Origin of the sequence: uncultured Sulfitobacter sp. (assembly GCF_947502895.1) — a bacterium.
Lineage (GTDB): Bacteria > Pseudomonadota > Alphaproteobacteria > Rhodobacterales > Rhodobacteraceae > Sulfitobacter.
The window spans coordinates 80,483-96,760 of the sequence record NZ_CANNBM010000002.1 but is presented as its reverse complement, the minus strand read 5'-3'; the positions used below and the strand labels follow the sequence as shown (position 1 = coordinate 96,760).

The window sequence follows — 16,278 nt, the reverse complement described above, 5'->3', positions numbered from 1 at the left end:
TCCCTTGGTTTTAAGCTAGCGCCAGCCAGATCGCGGGGTCGCTGCGTGCAGTCTGGGCCTCATACGTTAAACAGGTGTGAACAACCTACAAGACACCCTCTGTTTAAAGGCCAGATGTGGCTGAACATCGCCCGAAATGTGGCGGAACTGGCACAATTTGGCCGATGATTGGCACCAGACTGTACCAATTTATGAAACAAAAAAAGGCGGCACCCCGCAAAGGGTACCGCCTGAATTGTTCTAGATGAGCCTGATTACAAAAGGGCTTTGGCCTTTTCGGCCACGTTCTGCGCTGTGATACCGAATTTCACGAACAACTCGTCAGCGGGGGCGGAGGCGCCAAACCGGTCCATCCCGACGAAATCGGCTTTGCCCCATTTGCCACGCTCGCCCAGCAGCCACTGGTCCCAACCCTGACGCACACCTGCCTCGACGCCCACACGCACGGCCCCACCGGGCAATACGCGCTTGCGATAGCTTTCGTCCTGCTGCGCGAACAGCTCCATGCAGGGCATGGAGACAACGCGTGTGCCGATGCCTTCTGCATGCAGCATCTCGCGCGCTTCCATGGCGATTGCCACCTCGGACCCTGTTGCGATCAGGATCACCTGCCTTTTGCCCTCGGCGTCGGCCAGCGTGTATGCACCCTGCGCCGTGAGGTTCTTTGTCTTATGTTCGGTCCGCACGGTGGGCAGACCCTGACGCGTCAGGGACAGGACAGAAGGGCGGTCAGCTTCTGTCAGCGCGATTTCCCATGCTTCAGCCGTCTCGATGGTGTCCGCAGGGCGGAAAACCAGCGTATTGGGCGTAGAGCGCGAGATCGCCAGATGCTCGACCGGCTGGTGTGTCGGGCCGTCTTCACCCAGACCGATGCTGTCGTGGGTCATTACGTATACAACAGGCACCTGCATCAGCGCGCTCAGGCGCATGGCGGGGCGGGCATAGTCGGTAAAGCACATGAAGGTGCCAGAGTAGGGGCGCACACCACCGTGCAGCGCCATGCCGTTCATGGCCGAGGCCATGCCATGCTCCCGAATGCCCCAATAGACATAGCGTCCACCACGGCTGTCCAGATCGAACACACCCAGATCAGGCGTCTTGGTGTTGTTGGACCCTGTCAGATCAGCAGAGCCGCCTACGGTTTCCGGCATGATCGGATTGATGACTTCGAGCACTTTTTCCGACGACGCGCGGGTGGCGAGTTTGGGCGCGCTCTCTGACATCTGCTTTTTGAACGCTTTGATTGTGGCGCTCAGTTTCTTGGGGGCATCTCCTGCCAGCGCACGATTGAATGTGTCGCGCTTGTTGCCGGGCAATTTCGCAAAACGCTCTTCCCATGCGGTCCGTGCTTCGGCACCCTTGCTGCCAATGGCTTCCCATGCGGATTTAATGTCGGCCGGAATGTCGAATGGCGCGGCCTGCCAGCCCCACGCTTCTTTGGCTGCAACAGCCTGCGCCGGATCGGTCAGTGCGCCGTGGCCTTTGGAGGTGTCTTGCGCCGCGTGGCCCAGTGCGATGTGGGTTTTGCATGCGATCATGCTGGGTGTGTCGGTTTTCTTCGCTGCTGTCAGGGCGGCATCAATCTCGTCCGGGTTGTGACCGTCGATTTCTTGTACGTCCCAACCTGCTGCGCGAAAGCGTGCTACTTGATCTGTTGTGTCCGACAGGGTGACAGGCCCGTCGATTGTGATGTTGTTGTTGTCCCACATCACGATCAGCTTGCTCAGCTTGTGACGGCCCGCGATGGTAATGGCCTCTTGGCTTACGCCTTCCATCAGACAGCCATCGCCCGCGATGACATATGTATTGTGGTCCACGACCTTGGCACCGTAGGTGGCGCGCTGGATTTCCTCGGCCATGGCAAAACCTACGGAATTGGCGATGCCCTGACCCAGCGGGCCGGTTGTTGTCTCGATCGCGTCGGCGAGGAAGTTCTCGGGGTGGCCTGCAGTGCGCGCACCCATCTGGCGGAAGTTCTTGATCTCTTCGATGGGGAACTGGGCATCCCCAACGAGATGCAGCAACGCATAAATCAACATGGAGCCGTGGCCCGCCGAGAGAATGAAGCGGTCGCGATCAGGCCAGAGTGGGTTGGCCGCGTCGAACTTCATGTGGTTCTGGAACAGAACCGTGGCCACATCGGCCATCCCGATGGGCATGCCGGTATGCCCAGAGTTAGCTTGCGCCACTGCATCAAGTGCAAGGGCGCGAATAGCAGTCGCTTTGGACCAGTGATCGGGATTGGCGGATTGGAGAGCTTTGAGATCCACGAAGGGGGACTCCTTTGCTGAGAGGGGCGTTTGGCGCTGCATATCAGGGTAGTCCAAAAGATCAAGCATATGGAGAGAGCCGCGCGTTCACGCTAGGCATCAACTGCGCTCCTCAAGCTGCTGATCTCAAAGGGGGGCAGTATTTTATTCCCTCTTTGTTTAGGATCGGTACAAATTTGGCGCAAACCGATTCGCCCCCAGGCAGGGTCGGAGCGTCCACAGTATGAGTGAGAGAGGCATATGAGCGATATCGTAGAATTGCAGCGGCGGATCACCGCAGCGATGGATCAGGTTGCGTTCGGACTGGACAAACTGGGTGCGGCGTCATCCGGACCCGATGAGGACACCCTGCGCCAGCTCGAAGAGGAGCGTACGGCCAATGCACAGCTGCAAGAGCGCGTGCGTGCGTTGCGCACGAAGTCCGAGGGCGAGATGGCAAGCTTGCGCACCAAGGTCGAAGAAGGCGAGGCGCGCATGGCGCAGCTGGACATCGAGCTTCAGCGCGTGCGCCGTGCCAATGCCCAGCTTACAGATGCTTGTGCGGCCCTGCGCGAGGCCAATACCGATGGGGTGGGCGAGCCGCATCTGATCAACAAGGCCATGCTGGCCGAGCTGGAAGGTCTGCGTGCAGCGCGTGCTGCGGACGTGGCCGAAGCATCCGTAATCCTTGCCAGTTTGCAGCCCTTGGTGGATGCAGCACCAGCACCACAATCCCCGCAGGAGGACGCATAATGCCAGAAGTGAAAATCTCGATCGGCGGGCGCCATTTTGATGTGGCATGTCAGGAGGGTGAGGAGAGCTATCTGCACTCAGCCGCCAAGATGCTGGATGACGAAGCGCAGGTTCTGGCTGATGCGGTAGGCCGTATGCCCGAAGCGCGGATGCTGCTGATGGCGGGCCTGATGCTGGCTGACAAAACCGCCAGCGTCGAGGACAAGATACAAGAGGTCCGTGCCGAGCTGGCCGAGCGTGAGGCAGAGCTTGAAGGGCTGCGCAACGTGGTGGTCGAGCCCGAGCGCATCGAAGTGCCGGTTGTGCCGCAATCGGTCACGGACACTCTGCAAGAGATCGCCGCCCGTGCAGAGGCACTTGCCGCGTCTGTGGATGAAAAAATCGGCGGTTAACTATCTTTTACAGCGGAAAAATTACAGGGAGGACGGGGATAACCTGTCCTCCTTTTTTTGCGAGTACCTCTGTTTCACGCAAGGTGCTCGCGGGGCTGCTGCTTGACTAAAATGCAGCGCGACTGTTCGCGTAGTATTCGACCTAAATCGGATCGATATAAGCCCATTTCTTTCGTCTAACGCACAGCAGTGCTTAACTTATTTTCCCTAAACCTCCGCCAGAGAACTCGATCAATTATGTGTCGAACCTTGGAGCGGGGTACAGTTATGCCAACCTATACATTTACCGGTTTTTCTCCGTCTGATTTGTCTTTGCCGTCTGCCTCGGAAATACGGCTTACTTCGACATACGATTCAACAGCCGCCTATACCTTCGAGATTACGGATGACGATGCCACGTGGTCGGGCGATTCTGCCAGTAACGGCACAGCAGATGATACAAGCCAGCAGACAACGGTTGTCCGTGATGGAAACGGGGCAATCGTAGAGAGCGGTCAGAGCTATCTGGAGTATACCAAGACCGCTGTGGACGGCTACGGAAACTCGATTGATATCTTCAGGGTGATGATCGGCACCACAACTGTAGGCTATGTTGCCAATGGTCAGGTTGTCCCCGGCAACACCTATGATTTTGTAACGACAGATATCACGCCCTCGAACGAGCCTGCCTACACCTCGATCGTGGATCAAACATTTGACCCTGATGCTGAAAACAACATGCAAGGGACGGTGAATGACGACTACCAGCGCGGATATGACGGGGACGACTCGCTTTATGGTCGTGACGGGGATGACACCCTTGAGGGGTGGGACGGGGATGACTACGTCTCTGGCGGCGCAGGCAATGACACCCTGTATGGCTGGACGGGCAATGACACCGTCGAAGGCGGCGATGGCGATGACAGCATATTGGGCCACGGTGGCAACGACAGCCTGTCAGGCGACGCGGGCAATGATACGCTGATCGGGGGCGCTGGGGCTGATACAATCGCAGGCGGTACGGGCGACGACAGCATTCATGGCGATAACGATAACGACGACATCGACGGCGGCGATGGCAACGACAGCATTGATGGCGGCTTTGGCAATGATACCATCAGGGGGGGAGCAGGGAATGATACGATCACTGGTGGGGGCGGTCAGGACCTGATCATCGGTGGCCGTGGCGATGATGTCATGTCAGCGGGCAACAGCTCTACCACCGATACCTTCTTGATACGTGACGGGCACGGATCTGATACAATTCTCGACTTTGATCCTGCCGAACCTGACGTGCTGGCCTTTGGCATGACCGAAATCCAGACCTATCAGGATTTTCGGGACAGGCTAAGCCAGGATGGTCCCGATACACTCGTTACCTATGACAACGGCCAGACCACGCGGCTGGTCAATGTCGATATGGCCGATATTGGCCAGCAGAATTTCTCCACCAACACAGGAGCGGTGTGTCTTCACGCGGGTACGCTTGTGCATACACCGGAAGGTTGGAGGCAGGTGCAAGATCTCAGGCCCGGTGATCTGGTCTTCACAGAGGGGAACAGGGCAGAGCCGATTGTAGCCATCTGTGCGCAACGCATGACTTTTCCTGATCGTCTTGATCGGGGGAAACCTGTGCTCATCAAAAAGGACAGCTTTGGCCCGATGCGCCCCATGCGCGACTGCATTGTCTCGCCACAGCACCGCATAGCACTTCGGGCTGTGTCGGGGGCAACTGTTCTTATTGCGGCAGCGAAATTATGTGGCAGGCACGGGGTGCGCCGCATGTACGGGCGCAGAAAGGCGCAGTACCACAATATCCTCCTTGGCCGACATGCTGTGATTTCGGCAGAGGGACTGCCCGTTGAAAGCGCACTGCTGACGGCGTTTACCCGCAAAGCCTTTGGCCGCCAAGCGGAGCATATTTTGGAAATGGGGCCAGCTTATCCAATTGTGGCGACGGACGACCGCCTTAGGTTGGCGTTAAGCAGAAATGACCAGCCCAAGCACAACAGGAAGACGCCCTGCGAAACGGGTGCGCTTTATCTCTTGGCAGATTAGGCCGCGGCTATGCCCGGAGACATGCGGGAAACGAGGCCATGCAATTGCTTATGGACACAAGGCCATAGATGGGCGGCATAGCCAGATGATGCGCAAAAGGCGCGCCCCGGTCAGGAGGCACGCCTTTGTGATTGACGATCAAGCAGGGGTTTAGGCGTTGGCCTCGCGGATTTTGTCAGCCGCCTCTTTGTCGAAGGTCACGCCATTGTCGGCAAGGAAGGTGTCCAGTTCGCCCGACAGGGTCATCTCGGTGATGATGTCGCAACCGCCCACGAATTCGCCTTTTACGTAAAGCTGGGGGATGGTGGGCCAGTCGGAATAATCCTTGATGCCCTGACGGATGTCTTCATCGGCCAGTACATTCACATCGGCAAACTCTACGCCCATATAGTTCAGCACACCTGCCACTTTGGAAGAGAAGCCGCACTGCGGCATTTCTTTGGTGCCCTTCATGAACAGCACAACATCGTTGCCGGTCACGGTTTCTTGAATTCTGGTATTTGCATCGCTCATGGGTCTATTCCTTGTTTTTCATAAATGCGGCGTGGAACCGCTGTGCATAGGTTTCATCATCGGGCATGGCATCGACATTCGTATCGATGCGCGTGAACGTGCCGGCCTGTCGTGCCCAGATGTTGTTGGTACGTTCAAGGCTCTCGTTGCTGCGCTGGGTGCGGCGAATTTCCGCCATGTCGATGGCTTCCATTCCCAATTCGGGTGTTTGAGGCACGTTGCGCTGTGGCTGGCGGCTGGCAAGGGGGCGGAACTGTGCGCGGGCTGCACGGTATTGCCAAACCGCAATACCCACCACGCCGAGTGCCACGCCACCAAGGATCAGCGACCAATCCATTCTATTCGGGTGCTTTTGTCGTCAGGGCGAGGGCATGAAGCTCCCCGCTGGGGCCATCCATCTTGCCCTTCAGCGCCGCGTATACGGCGCGCTGTTGCTGCACACGGTTTTTGCCACGAAAACTCTCGTCAATGACCATGGCGGACATATGTACACCGTCACTGCCCTCAACCACGATCTGCGCGTCGGGGAATGTGATCCGAAGCAGTTCTTCGATCTCATTTGCTTGCATGGGCATGGGCGGCCTCCCTAAATTCATTTGAAAAGTAGATGTAATAGTGCCGCCGCTTGCGCGCAAGAGAACAAGATGACGCCTTGCGCAGTTGCCCTGATTATCAGACGGTAGTGCTCCAGTCTCCGAAAGAGGATAGACCAGATGCAACCGATATCAGGTGCGCCCGAACAGGCGCTTGCGTGGATACATAGCGGCAAGCGTGCAGCTCTTGCCACTGTGGTCGAGACATGGGGCTCTGCGCCGCGCCGTGTGGGTGCGCAGATGGTTGTCTCGTCCGAGGGCGAGATGGAAGGATCGGTTTCGGGTGGCTGTGTGGAAGGTGCCGTTGTGCTAGAGGCGCTCGAGGCGCTGGAAGACAACGAGACCAAGCTGTTAGAATACGGCGTAAGTGATGGTGATGCCTTTGCTGTGGGGCTGGCCTGTGGCGGCACCATCCGTGTGATGGTTGAACCCGTAGGCGAGGGCGGCATGCCCCAGCAGATGTTGGAAGATCTCGTCGCCGCCCGCGCAGCGCGCACGCCCGTGGCTTATGCCGTCGCGTTGAACGGCAGCCAGCGTCACCTCAGCGAACATGGGTATGAGGACCGCTTTCGCAAAGACCGCTCCGGCGTAGAAGAAGATGGCGAAACTTTTGTCGCTATCCACAACCCGCCTTTGCGTTTGGTCGTAGTGGGTGCTGTTCACATCGCGCAGGCATTGGTGCCTATGGCGCAGATCGCAGGGTTTGACGCAATTGTGATTGATCCGCGCGAGGCATTTGGCGCGCCGGCGCGCTTTCCGAATGCACGCGTTATCAATGATTGGCCCGATGCCGCGCTGGGCGATATCGGTGTTGATGCGCGCACTGCACTTGTCCTGCTGACCCATGATCCTAAGCTTGATGATCCCGCGCTGCATGTCGGGTTGAAATCGGGAGCTTTCTATATTGGCGCGCTCGGATCCAAACGCACCCATAGTGCGCGGGTAGAGCGGTTGTCTCAGGCAGGGTTCGACCCGCATACCATCGCGCGTATCAACGGCCCTGTCGGCCTGAACATCGGCGCATCAGGGCCAGCAGAAATCGCGGTATCCATTCTGGCGCAGATTATTGACGCGTTGCGGATGCCATGAAATTCGGCGCAGTCCCCACTGATGATGCACAGGGGTGTGTTTTGGCGCATTCCATTGCCTTGCCAGAAGGGCGTCTGCGCAAGGGGCAGGTTTTAGGGCCTGCGGATATCGCGGCACTGACCCGCGCAGGTATCGGTAACGTGGTCGTTGCACGGCTGGAACAGGATGATATCCCCGAGAACGACGCAGCCGATGCTTTGGCGCAGGGCTTGGTTGCGGGCAGCACGGGCCTGCGGATGAGCCACGCATTTACAGGCCGCGTGAACCTGATTGCACGGACAGCGGGCGTGGCCGTGCTGGATGTGCCTGCACTGCACCGCGTCAACAGCGTTGATCCTATGATTACTGTTGCAACCGTGCCAGCGCATCATCAGCTGCGTGCAGGCGATATGGTCGCCACAATCAAGATCATCTCCTACGCTGTGCCACAGGCCGCGCTGTCGTGTGCGGTAGCGCAGGCTACAGGCGCCGTCAGCCTGGCGGGCGCGGCCCATGAAACCGGCACACTTATCATTACCGAAATCAAGGGCGGCGCTGGCGAAAAAGGGCGCACCGCGATCGAGGACCGGCTGACTGCGCTGGGCGTGAGGCTGGTGGATGTTGTCACAGTGCCCCATGACGAAGAGGCGTTGCAGGCGGCGATCAAGGCCGCTGCTACGCCGCTGGTGCTGATCCTTACAGGGTCGGCCACCTCTGACATATCGGATGTCGCACCCAGTGCAGTTGTGCGGGCAGGTGGGCGGATCACCCGCTTCGGGATGCCTGTTGATCCTGGCAATCTGCTGTTTTTGGCCAATATTGATGCACAGATAATTATCGGCTTGCCGGGCTGTGCGCGCGCGCCTGCGCTGAACGGTGCCGATTGGGTATTGTCTCGGGTTGTATGCGGTATCCCCGTCACTTCAGCGGATATTGCAGCTATGGGGGTGGGGGGATTGCTCAAGGAAATCCCCACGCGCCCGCAACCCCGCCGCCCGCGCCACTAGGGCATAACTTGGCGCGTCAAGAAAACTTTTTGGTTCTCAACTTGGCAGCGCCATGCTTAACTCTCGTTCAATGATACAAATCAAGACGTCTGGGAGGACACGAATGACACAGGTTAAGATGACCGTGAACGGCAAACCCGCATCCGGCGAAGTCGAAGGGCGCACATTGCTGGTCCAGTTCTTGCGCGAAAGCCTTGATCTGACGGGGACGCACGTGGGCTGTGACACCAGCCAGTGTGGCGCATGTGTGGTGCATGTGAACGGTGTGGCGGTTAAATCCTGCTCTATGCTGGCCGTTGAGGCCGAGGGCGCCGAAGTGGCTACCATCGAGGGTCAGGCGGCGCCAGACGGGACGCTTAACACCATCCAGCAGGCCTTTCAGGACCATCACGGCCTGCAATGCGGGTTTTGCACACCGGGCATGGTGATGTCTGCGGCGGCCCTGCTAAAGGACAACCCCAAGCCAACCGAAGCCGATGTGCGCCACTATCTGGACGGCAATATCTGCCGCTGCACCGGCTATCACAACATCGTCAAAGCGATCATGGCTGCATCCGGTCAGGATGTCGGCGCTATCGCTGCTGAATAATGGCCCGCTGCCCGCGGGGAGGCGGGCGGCAGGCGTGGCGGTATTGTCCGCACATTAGCTAGGGAAGCGCCAAAGCGCGCTCCACACTCAGGGAGAAATTAAAATGCCAAAGGATCATGGTATCGGCGCCAGCAGCAAGCGGCGCGAGGACGTCCGGTTTTTGACCGGTGAAGGCAATTACACAGACGACATCAACGTAAACGGGCAGGCTTATGTCTATTTCCTGCGCTCGGATGTTGCACACGGCACGCTCAACAGCGTGGACACATCGGCGGCAGACGGCATGCCCGGTGTGGTCAAGGTTTTCACAGGGGCCGATTTTGAAGCGGTAGGTTCGGTTCCTTGCGGCTGGCAGGTCACTGACAAACATGGCGATCCAATGCAAGAGCCGCGCCATCCCGTTCTGGCACACGGCAAAGTTCGCCATGTGGGAGAGCCGATTGCAGCTGTTGTCGCCGACACGCTGGAACAGGCACGCGATGCGGCCGAGGCCATTGTGCTGGATATCTCCGAGCTGCCTGCCGTCGTGAACATGAAGGATGCCGTGAAAGCGGATGCGCCCAAAGTGCACGACGATCTGACCTCGAATCTCTGCTATGACTGGGGTTTTGTTGAGGAAAATAAGGGTGCCGTGGACGAGGCATTCGAAAAGGCCCACCATGTCACCACGCTGGAGTTGGTCAACAACCGCCTTGTCGCCAACCCGATGGAGCCGCGCGTGGCCGTGGGTGATTATTCGCGTGGGACGGGCGATCACACGCTGTTCACTACCAGCCAAAACCCGCATGTTATCCGCCTGCTGATGGGCGCATTCGTGCTGGGCATCCCCGAGCACAAGCTACGCGTTGTCGCCCCCGATGTAGGCGGTGGCTTTGGCACTAAAATCTTCCACTATCAGGAAGAGGCGTTCGTTACTTTTGCCGCCAAAGCCTGTAACCGTGCGGTCAAATGGACTTCGTCACGCTCGGAAGCGTTCATGTCGGATGCACATGGCCGTGATCACGTGACAAAAATCCAGCTGGCGCTGGACGAGCAGAACAATTTTACCGCGCTGCGCACTGATACCTACGCCAACATGGGTGCGTACCTCAGCACTTTTGCGCCGTCCGTTCCTACGTGGCTGCATGGCACGCTGATGGCGGGCAACTATAAAACGCCGCTCATTTATGTGAACGTAAAAGCCGTGTTCACCAACACAGTACCGGTTGACGCTTACCGGGGTGCAGGCCGCCCCGAGGCGACCTATCAGCTAGAGCGTTTGGTGGACAAAGCGGCGCATGAATTGGGTGTCGATCCGATCAAGCTGCGCCGCCAGAACTTTGTCACCGAGTTTCCCTATGCCACGCCAGTTGCGGTGGAGTACGACACGGGCGATTATATTGCCACGATGGACAAGCTCGAAGAGATGGCCGACATCCCCGGTTTTGCGGCGCGTCGTGCTGCATCCGAGGCGAAGGGACGTCTGCGCGGGTTTGGCATGAACTGCTATATCGAGGCTTGCGGCATCGCGCCGTCAAATCTGGTGGGTCAGTTGGGCGCGCGTGCGGGCCTGTTCGAGAGTTGCACTGTGCGCGTCAACGCCACAGGCGGCTTGGTTGTGATGACAGGTAGCCACAGCCACGGGCAGGGGCATGAGACATCCTTTGCGCAAGTTGTGGCCGAAATGATCGGCATCCCCGAGGATATGGTCGAAATCGTGCATGGCGATACGGCAAATACACCGATGGGTATGGGCACTTATGGCTCGCGCTCTCTCGCTGTGGGCGGCTCTGCCATGGTGCGCGCGACAGAAAAAATCATCGCGAAAGCGACCAAGATCGCCAGCCACCTGCTGGAAGCGTCCGAGGCTGATGTGGAGCTGAAAGACGGGGCGTTTACCGTTGCAGGCACGGATAAATCAGTCGCCTGGGGTGATGTGACGCTGGCTGCATATGTGCCGCACAACTATCCGCTTGAGGAAATCGAGCCCGGTCTGGAAGAGACTGCATTCTATGACCCGTCGAACTTCACCTATCCTTCGGGTGCTTATGCCTGTGAGGTAGAGCTGGATCCCGAAACGGGTCAGGTCACGGTTGAGCGGTTCTCGGCTGCGGATGATTTTGGTAATATCGTTAATCCGATGATCGTGACCGGACAGGTACATGGTGGTCTGGCTCAAGGCATCGGGCAGGCGTTGCTCGAGAATTGCGCCTATGACAGTGACGGCCAGCTTTTGAGCGCGTCCTACATGGATTATGCTATGCCGCGTGCCTCTGATCTGCCTTTCTATGACGTGGATCATTCCTGCCAGACACCCTGCACGCACAATCCGTTGGGCGTAAAAGGCTGCGGCGAAGCAGGCGCCATCGGATCGCCGCCTGCGGTGGTAAATGCAGTGCTGGATGCCATGCGTTCGGGGGGCAGCAAAGTCGAGCATATCGACATGCCTGTATCGCCGCACCGCGTATGGGAAGCGATGAACAGCTAAGGTTCGGGGCTGGGGGGCTTTGCGCCCTCCATCTCGCCCTGTGCCGGTGGATATGTTGCAGGGCGCTGTGCGCCCGTGAGTTTATAGGAAAAATGAAGCGGGGGGTCGTGCGTGTGAGTGAGACCGGTCCTGCTTTGAAAGGGAGATAAGATGTATAATTTTGATGTGGAAATGCCCAGCACCGTGGCAGATGCCGTGCAGGCGCTGAAGCGTGAAGAGGCACAACCAATGAGCGGCGGGCAAACATTGATCCCGACACTGAAGGCGCGGCTGGCGGCACCTTCAGTGCTGGTATCGCTGCATGGTGTTTCCGAGATGAAGGGTGTTTGCAAGAACGAGGCTGGCCATATTTGCATCGGTGGGGCGACAACTCATGCGGATGTGGCGGCAGAAGTTGCCACCGACTATCCGGCGCTCGCATCGCTGGCCGCACGCATCGGCGACCCCGCAGTACGTAACCGTGGCACCATCGGGGGCTCTGTCGCCAACAATGACCCATCTGCGTGTTACCCAGCCGGTGTTCTTGCCTCGGGGGCAACGGTTGTGACCAACGCGCGCGAAATCGCGGCAGATGACTATTTCCTCGGTATGTTCGAAACTGCATTGGAAGAGGGTGAGATTGTAACCGAAGTGCGCTTTCCCGTGCCAGAAGCGGCGCATTATGAAAAGCACTTGCAGCCTGCTTCACGGTTCCCGCTGGTTGCTGTCTTTGTGGCCAAGTTTAGCGACGGTGTTCGTGTTGCTGTCACGGGCGCGTCCGAAAATGGTGTGTTTCGCTGGACAGACGCCGAAACGGCGCTGAACGGAAATTTTAGCGCGGATGCTGTCGCCGACCTGAAAGCAGACGGATCACAGATGATCAGCGATCTGCATGGTTCTGGCGCATATCGTGCGCATCTGGTTGGTGTCATGACCAAACGCGCAGTAGCGGCGATAACCGGCTAGAGCCAATACCAACCGGATTGAAGAAGTGAGCCGCGCAGGATTGCGCGGCTCTTTTTGCAGGTAAGCTCCAATTCCCATAGCCGCAGAAATGAAAACGCCCCGACCCTTTGGGGCCGAGGCGTAAATCCTGTAGCGGAATGCAGCAAGCTTATTTGGTCGGAAGCGGACCGATCAGCATGACCATCTGGCGGCCTTCCATCTTTGGAAAGTTCTCGACCTTGCCGTGTTCTTTGACGTCTTCGGCCACACGCTCCAACAGCTCGCGGCCAAGGTTCTGGTGGGCCATTTCGCGGCCACGAAAGCGCAGGGTAATCTTTACCTTGTCGCCATTGCCCAGAAACTTAAAGACATTACGCATCTTGATCTCATAGTCGCCACTGTCCGTGTTCGGACGAAACTTGACTTCCTTGATCTCGATAATTTTTTGCTTTTTGCGCGCTTCAGCTTCGCGCTTTTGCGTCTCGTATTTGAACTTGCCAAAATCCATGATCTTGCACACGGGCGGGTTGGCGTTCGGCGAAATTTCTACCAGATCAAGACCAGCCTCATCCGCCATGTCCATGGCGCGGGCGGGTGTCACAACACCGACGTTTTCACCGTCAGCGCCGATCAGGCGGATTTCATTTGAGCGAATGTTCTCATTGACGCGTGGGCCGGTGTCACGTTGCGGCGGGGCGTTATGCGGTCTGCGAGCGATGATGGTCGTCCTTTGATGGTTTAATTACCGATTTCGCAAATTAGACCTTAGCTGCCGGTCGTTCAAGGCGAAAATCATGCAACCTTGTCGCGGAGTTGTGCGTTTTCCCCTTGAACCTAGGCTTGTGCGAGCGCATTTGGGCGCTAATGGACGACCCTGATGCAACTTTACCATTCGGGTCGTAAAAAAAGGGAAAGATATATGAAAAATCTGGTTTGGATCGTTGTTGCTGCAATCATTGGGGTTGGCGGTTATGTGCTGTACTCTGGCCGCAGTGTTCAGGAAATCGCAAGTGATGTCACCGAGACAGCGACGACAGCAGTAGAGACAACGACTGCTGCCGCCTCTGACGCTGCGGATGCTGTTGCCGAAACGGCCACTGATGCTGTGGATACCGCGGCAGAGGCCGCGTCAGACGCGGTGACTGCCGTTACAGAGACTGCCACCGAAGCAGCTGATGCTGTTGCAGAAGCTGCTGAAGGTGCAGTTGATGCAGCGACCGAGACAGCAAATGAAGCTGCGACCGCTGTGACCGAAACGGTAGAAGCTGCGACAGATGCCGTTGCCGAGACTGTTGGTGATGCTGCACAAGCCGCAACTGAAACCGCTGAAGCTGCAACAGATGCAGTGGCAGATACGGCAAACGCCGCGGCCGAGACTGCAGGAGATGCGGTTGACGCTGTGACCGAGGCAGCCTCTGATGCAGCGGATGCAGTGACTGATACAGCCACTGAGGCAACTGAAGCCGCGACAGACGCTGCCGACGCCACCACAGATGCTGCATCGGACACCGCAGAAGCGGCTTCAGAGACTGCAAGCGAAGCAGTTGAGACCGCGACCGAAACCGCAACTGATGCTGCAGCAGCAACCGAAGAAGCTGTGACAGAAGCAACAACCGATGCCGCAGCTGCGACAGAAGAAGCAGCAGCAGAGGCAACTGAAGCCGTAACCGAAACGGCGACAACCGAAACAGCGGCAGAAGCTGCAGTTGACGAAGCTGCAGAAGTTGCAGCCGAGGGTACAGAGACAGCGACAGGCAGCTTGACAGATCTGCTGACTGTTGATGGCTTTGATCTGGAAAAAGTGTCGAAAATGCTGGAAGAATCCGAGCTGGGTGCAGTGCAGAAAACATTGCTGAGCAACGGTTTGAAAGCGGCGCAAGACAATCCCGAGCTGTTGAAAACAGCGCTGGAAAAAATCCGCGAAGCACTCGGCATGTAAGCCGACTGACCATAGTCCGTGAGAAAGCCGCTCCTTCGGGGGCGGCTTTTTTCATGCGCGGTGGGGGAAAGGCAGGTTGCTGGACTTACCCAGAATACTGCGCAGGCACCAGAAAATGATCGCACCACTCAGCACCAGCCACAGACCTCCCCACAGCATCGCAGTTCCTCCGAATTCCTCCGCCAGCATGTAAGCGTCAGAGCGCAGCGAAGAACGTGCGATTGTGTCGTCGAAGATATCGTAAGGCACATAGACCAAACTGCTGAGGCCGATTACCCGCAGCGTCATATCATTTGCCCCGTGGCCCAGAAAACGTGCCATGGCAAGCAACAGCACCCCTGCTCCCGCACAGAAGGCCGCCGCAAACGCATCACGTATATAGAATGCGGTCACCAGCAGCATCACAGCGCCCAGCAGTGCGGTTACTGCACGGTCTGCCTGACTGCGCAGCGCGATCATGAGCAAACCCATACCCATCAGCAGCGAGCCGAGATAGCCCGCAGACAGGATTGCAAAACGACTGCCGCCGCGGGTCACTGCAAACCCGCCTTGGTCGGACGAGATTGAGATCTGCTCGACACTGCCGCCCGTCAGCCATGCGGCTGTGGCATGGGAAAGCTCGTGCAGAAAAACGATGAGAATTTTCAATGGCACAACAACGGGCGTCTGCCACAGCGCAAAGACAAGGGTAAGCAGCGCGAGAACCTGCCAGTGGGACTTAAGATATATCATATCCCGATCACGCATAGGGCCGCGGTGAATGTCAATTCACACGCGGCCCTGTTTTGGTCTGCATCGGGGTTTGGCCCTGCGCATCGGTGTCAGCCGACAAACGCTTTTTCAACAACATAGTGTTTGGGATCAGAATTCGCACCTTCCTCAAGGCCGAACCCTTCCAGCACCTCTTTAATGTCGGTGTTCAATCCGATTGAACCGCAGACCATGGCGCGGTCATTCTCGACGGTGATTCCGTCAATCCCCAGATCGCGGAACACAGTGCCATCTTGCAGCAGTGTTGTGATCCGCCCCATCTTGGGGCTCTGTTCGCGGGTGGTTGTCGGATAGTAGCGGATTTTGGCCAGATTCTCGACGCCGATAAGTTCTTGCATAAGCTCGTCTGCCTGCAAGTCTTCGATCAGCTGGCGGGAGTATTCCAGCTCTGCCACATCGCGGCAGGTGTGCGTGATAATTACCTCGTCAAACTTTTCATAGGTCTCTGGCTCGCGCAGCAGCGAGGCAAAGGGGGCAAAGCCCGTACCCGTCGCGAAAAACCAGATGCGTTTGCCCGGCAGGAGTGCATCATGGACCAGCGTGCCGACAGGTTTGGGACGCAGGATAATCTCGTCGCCCACCTGAATGTGTTGCAACCGTGAGGTCAGCGGGCCGTCTTGAACCTTGATCGAATAGAACTCCAGCTCGTCATCCCACGCGGGCGACGCGATGGAATAGGCGCGCAGCAGCGGCTTTTGCTTGCCGGTCTCGGGATGCGGCTCGCCCATCAGACCGATCATCACAAATTCACCAGAGCGAAAGCGCATGGAGGCAGGGCGCGTCACGCGGAATGAAAACAGGCGGTCTGTCCAGTGCTTTACGGCCGTGACTGTTTGCGCATCAGGCAGGGTGGGGACGGGTTTTGCAGTATCAGTGGTCACAGGTCTATGCTCGGTCATAATTTCTCCGCAGAGCAGTGCTCCACGGTCCTTTTCTAGACAGGGGGAAGGGCGCATACAATGCGCTGGATCAAATT

At 57.7% G+C, this 16,278-nt stretch carries 16 protein-coding genes; 9 read left to right on the top strand and 7 right to left on the bottom strand.

All coding sequences use genetic code 11. The features are described from left to right. Window positions 1-254: 254 nt before the first annotated feature. Window positions 255-2,270: a transketolase gene (tkt, locus tag Q0903_RS08555; RefSeq protein ID WP_299414615.1), complete on the bottom strand. Its 2,016-nt coding sequence runs from the start codon at window positions 2,268-2,270 to the stop codon at window positions 255-257. 240 nt (window positions 2,271-2,510) lie between these two features. Between tkt and Q0903_RS08550 the strand changes: the two genes are divergently transcribed. From Q0903_RS08550 to Q0903_RS08540, 3 genes are all read left to right on the top strand, one after another. Continuing rightward, on the top strand, window positions 2,511-3,002 hold the full coding sequence (locus Q0903_RS08550) for a hypothetical protein (protein ID WP_299414613.1): 492 nt from the start codon (window positions 2,511-2,513) through the stop codon (window positions 3,000-3,002). Next, window positions 3,002-3,394: a cell division protein ZapA gene (locus Q0903_RS08545; RefSeq protein ID WP_299030755.1), complete on the top strand. Its 393-nt coding sequence runs from the start codon at window positions 3,002-3,004 to the stop codon at window positions 3,392-3,394. Before Q0903_RS08550 ends, Q0903_RS08545 begins: the two co-directional genes overlap by 1 nt. Window positions 3,395-3,661: 267 nt before the next feature. Further along, window positions 3,662-5,431 (top strand): Hint domain-containing protein, encoded by a 1,770-nt coding sequence (locus Q0903_RS08540; RefSeq protein WP_299414611.1) that lies wholly within the window; start codon window positions 3,662-3,664, stop codon window positions 5,429-5,431. Window positions 5,432-5,581: 150 nt separating this feature from the next. On the opposite strand, the gene grxD is transcribed toward Q0903_RS08540, so the two are convergent. Genes grxD through Q0903_RS08525 form a run of 3 tightly spaced genes read right to left on the bottom strand, consistent with a single transcriptional unit; the run spans window position 5,582 to window position 6,519 of the window. Next, a complete protein-coding gene (grxD, locus tag Q0903_RS08535) occupies window positions 5,582-5,944 on the bottom strand; it encodes a Grx4 family monothiol glutaredoxin (protein ID WP_299030757.1) in 363 nt (120 codons plus the stop codon). A 4-nt stretch (window positions 5,945-5,948) separates the two neighbouring features. Then, entirely contained in the window at window positions 5,949-6,281 is a 333-nt protein-coding gene (locus Q0903_RS08530; protein WP_299030758.1) for a hypothetical protein, read from the bottom strand. A 1-nt stretch (window position 6,282) separates the two neighbouring features. After that, a complete protein-coding gene (locus Q0903_RS08525) occupies window positions 6,283-6,519 on the bottom strand; it encodes a BolA/IbaG family iron-sulfur metabolism protein (protein ID WP_299414609.1) in 237 nt (78 codons plus the stop codon). Window positions 6,520-6,657: 138 nt separating this feature from the next. On the opposite strand from Q0903_RS08525, the gene Q0903_RS08520 reads away from it, so the two are divergent. The 5 genes from Q0903_RS08520 to Q0903_RS08500 all read left to right on the top strand — a co-directional run bounded on the left by Q0903_RS08520 (window position 6,658) and on the right by Q0903_RS08500 (window position 12,613). Next, on the top strand, window positions 6,658-7,626 hold the full coding sequence (locus tag Q0903_RS08520; RefSeq protein WP_299414607.1) for an XdhC family protein: 969 nt from the start codon (window positions 6,658-6,660) through the stop codon (window positions 7,624-7,626). Beyond that, window positions 7,623-8,612: a molybdopterin-binding protein gene (locus Q0903_RS08515; protein ID WP_299414605.1), complete on the top strand. Its 990-nt coding sequence runs from the start codon at window positions 7,623-7,625 to the stop codon at window positions 8,610-8,612. The genes Q0903_RS08520 and Q0903_RS08515 overlap by 4 nt, the downstream gene beginning before the upstream one ends. Window positions 8,613-8,715: 103 nt before the next feature. Continuing rightward, the gene (locus tag Q0903_RS08510) at window positions 8,716-9,201 is read left to right on the top strand and encodes a (2Fe-2S)-binding protein (protein WP_299030762.1); all 486 of its coding nucleotides are present in this window, start codon (window positions 8,716-8,718) and stop codon (window positions 9,199-9,201) included. A gap of 103 nt (window positions 9,202-9,304) precedes the next feature. After that, window positions 9,305-11,668, top strand: coding sequence for a xanthine dehydrogenase family protein molybdopterin-binding subunit (locus Q0903_RS08505; protein ID WP_299030763.1), 2,364 nt, complete (start codon window positions 9,305-9,307; stop codon window positions 11,666-11,668). A gap of 150 nt (window positions 11,669-11,818) precedes the next feature. Further along, window positions 11,819-12,613, top strand: coding sequence for a xanthine dehydrogenase family protein subunit M (locus tag Q0903_RS08500; RefSeq protein ID WP_299030764.1), 795 nt, complete (start codon window positions 11,819-11,821; stop codon window positions 12,611-12,613). 148 nt (window positions 12,614-12,761) lie between these two features. Here the strand turns inward: Q0903_RS08500 and infC are convergent, their stop codons facing one another. Beyond that, the gene (gene infC, locus Q0903_RS08495) at window positions 12,762-13,310 is read right to left on the bottom strand and encodes a translation initiation factor IF-3 (RefSeq protein WP_299030851.1); all 549 of its coding nucleotides are present in this window, start codon (window positions 13,308-13,310) and stop codon (window positions 12,762-12,764) included. A gap of 201 nt (window positions 13,311-13,511) precedes the next feature. On the opposite strand from infC, the gene Q0903_RS08490 reads away from it, so the two are divergent. Then, complete coding sequence (locus Q0903_RS08490; RefSeq protein WP_299414603.1) at window positions 13,512-14,531, top strand: translation initiation factor 3; 1,020 nt, start codon at window positions 13,512-13,514, stop codon at window positions 14,529-14,531. 51 nt (window positions 14,532-14,582) lie between these two features. Here the strand turns inward: Q0903_RS08490 and Q0903_RS08485 are convergent, their stop codons facing one another. After that, window positions 14,583-15,263: a M50 family metallopeptidase gene (locus Q0903_RS08485; RefSeq protein WP_299414601.1), complete on the bottom strand. Its 681-nt coding sequence runs from the start codon at window positions 15,261-15,263 to the stop codon at window positions 14,583-14,585. Window positions 15,264-15,352: 89 nt separating this feature from the next. Next, window positions 15,353-16,201 carry a ferredoxin--NADP reductase gene (locus Q0903_RS08480; protein ID WP_299030767.1) on the bottom strand — a complete coding sequence of 283 codons (849 nt, stop codon included), beginning with the start codon at window positions 16,199-16,201 and terminating at the stop codon, window positions 15,353-15,355. Between the last annotated feature and the right edge of the window lie 77 nt (window positions 16,202-16,278).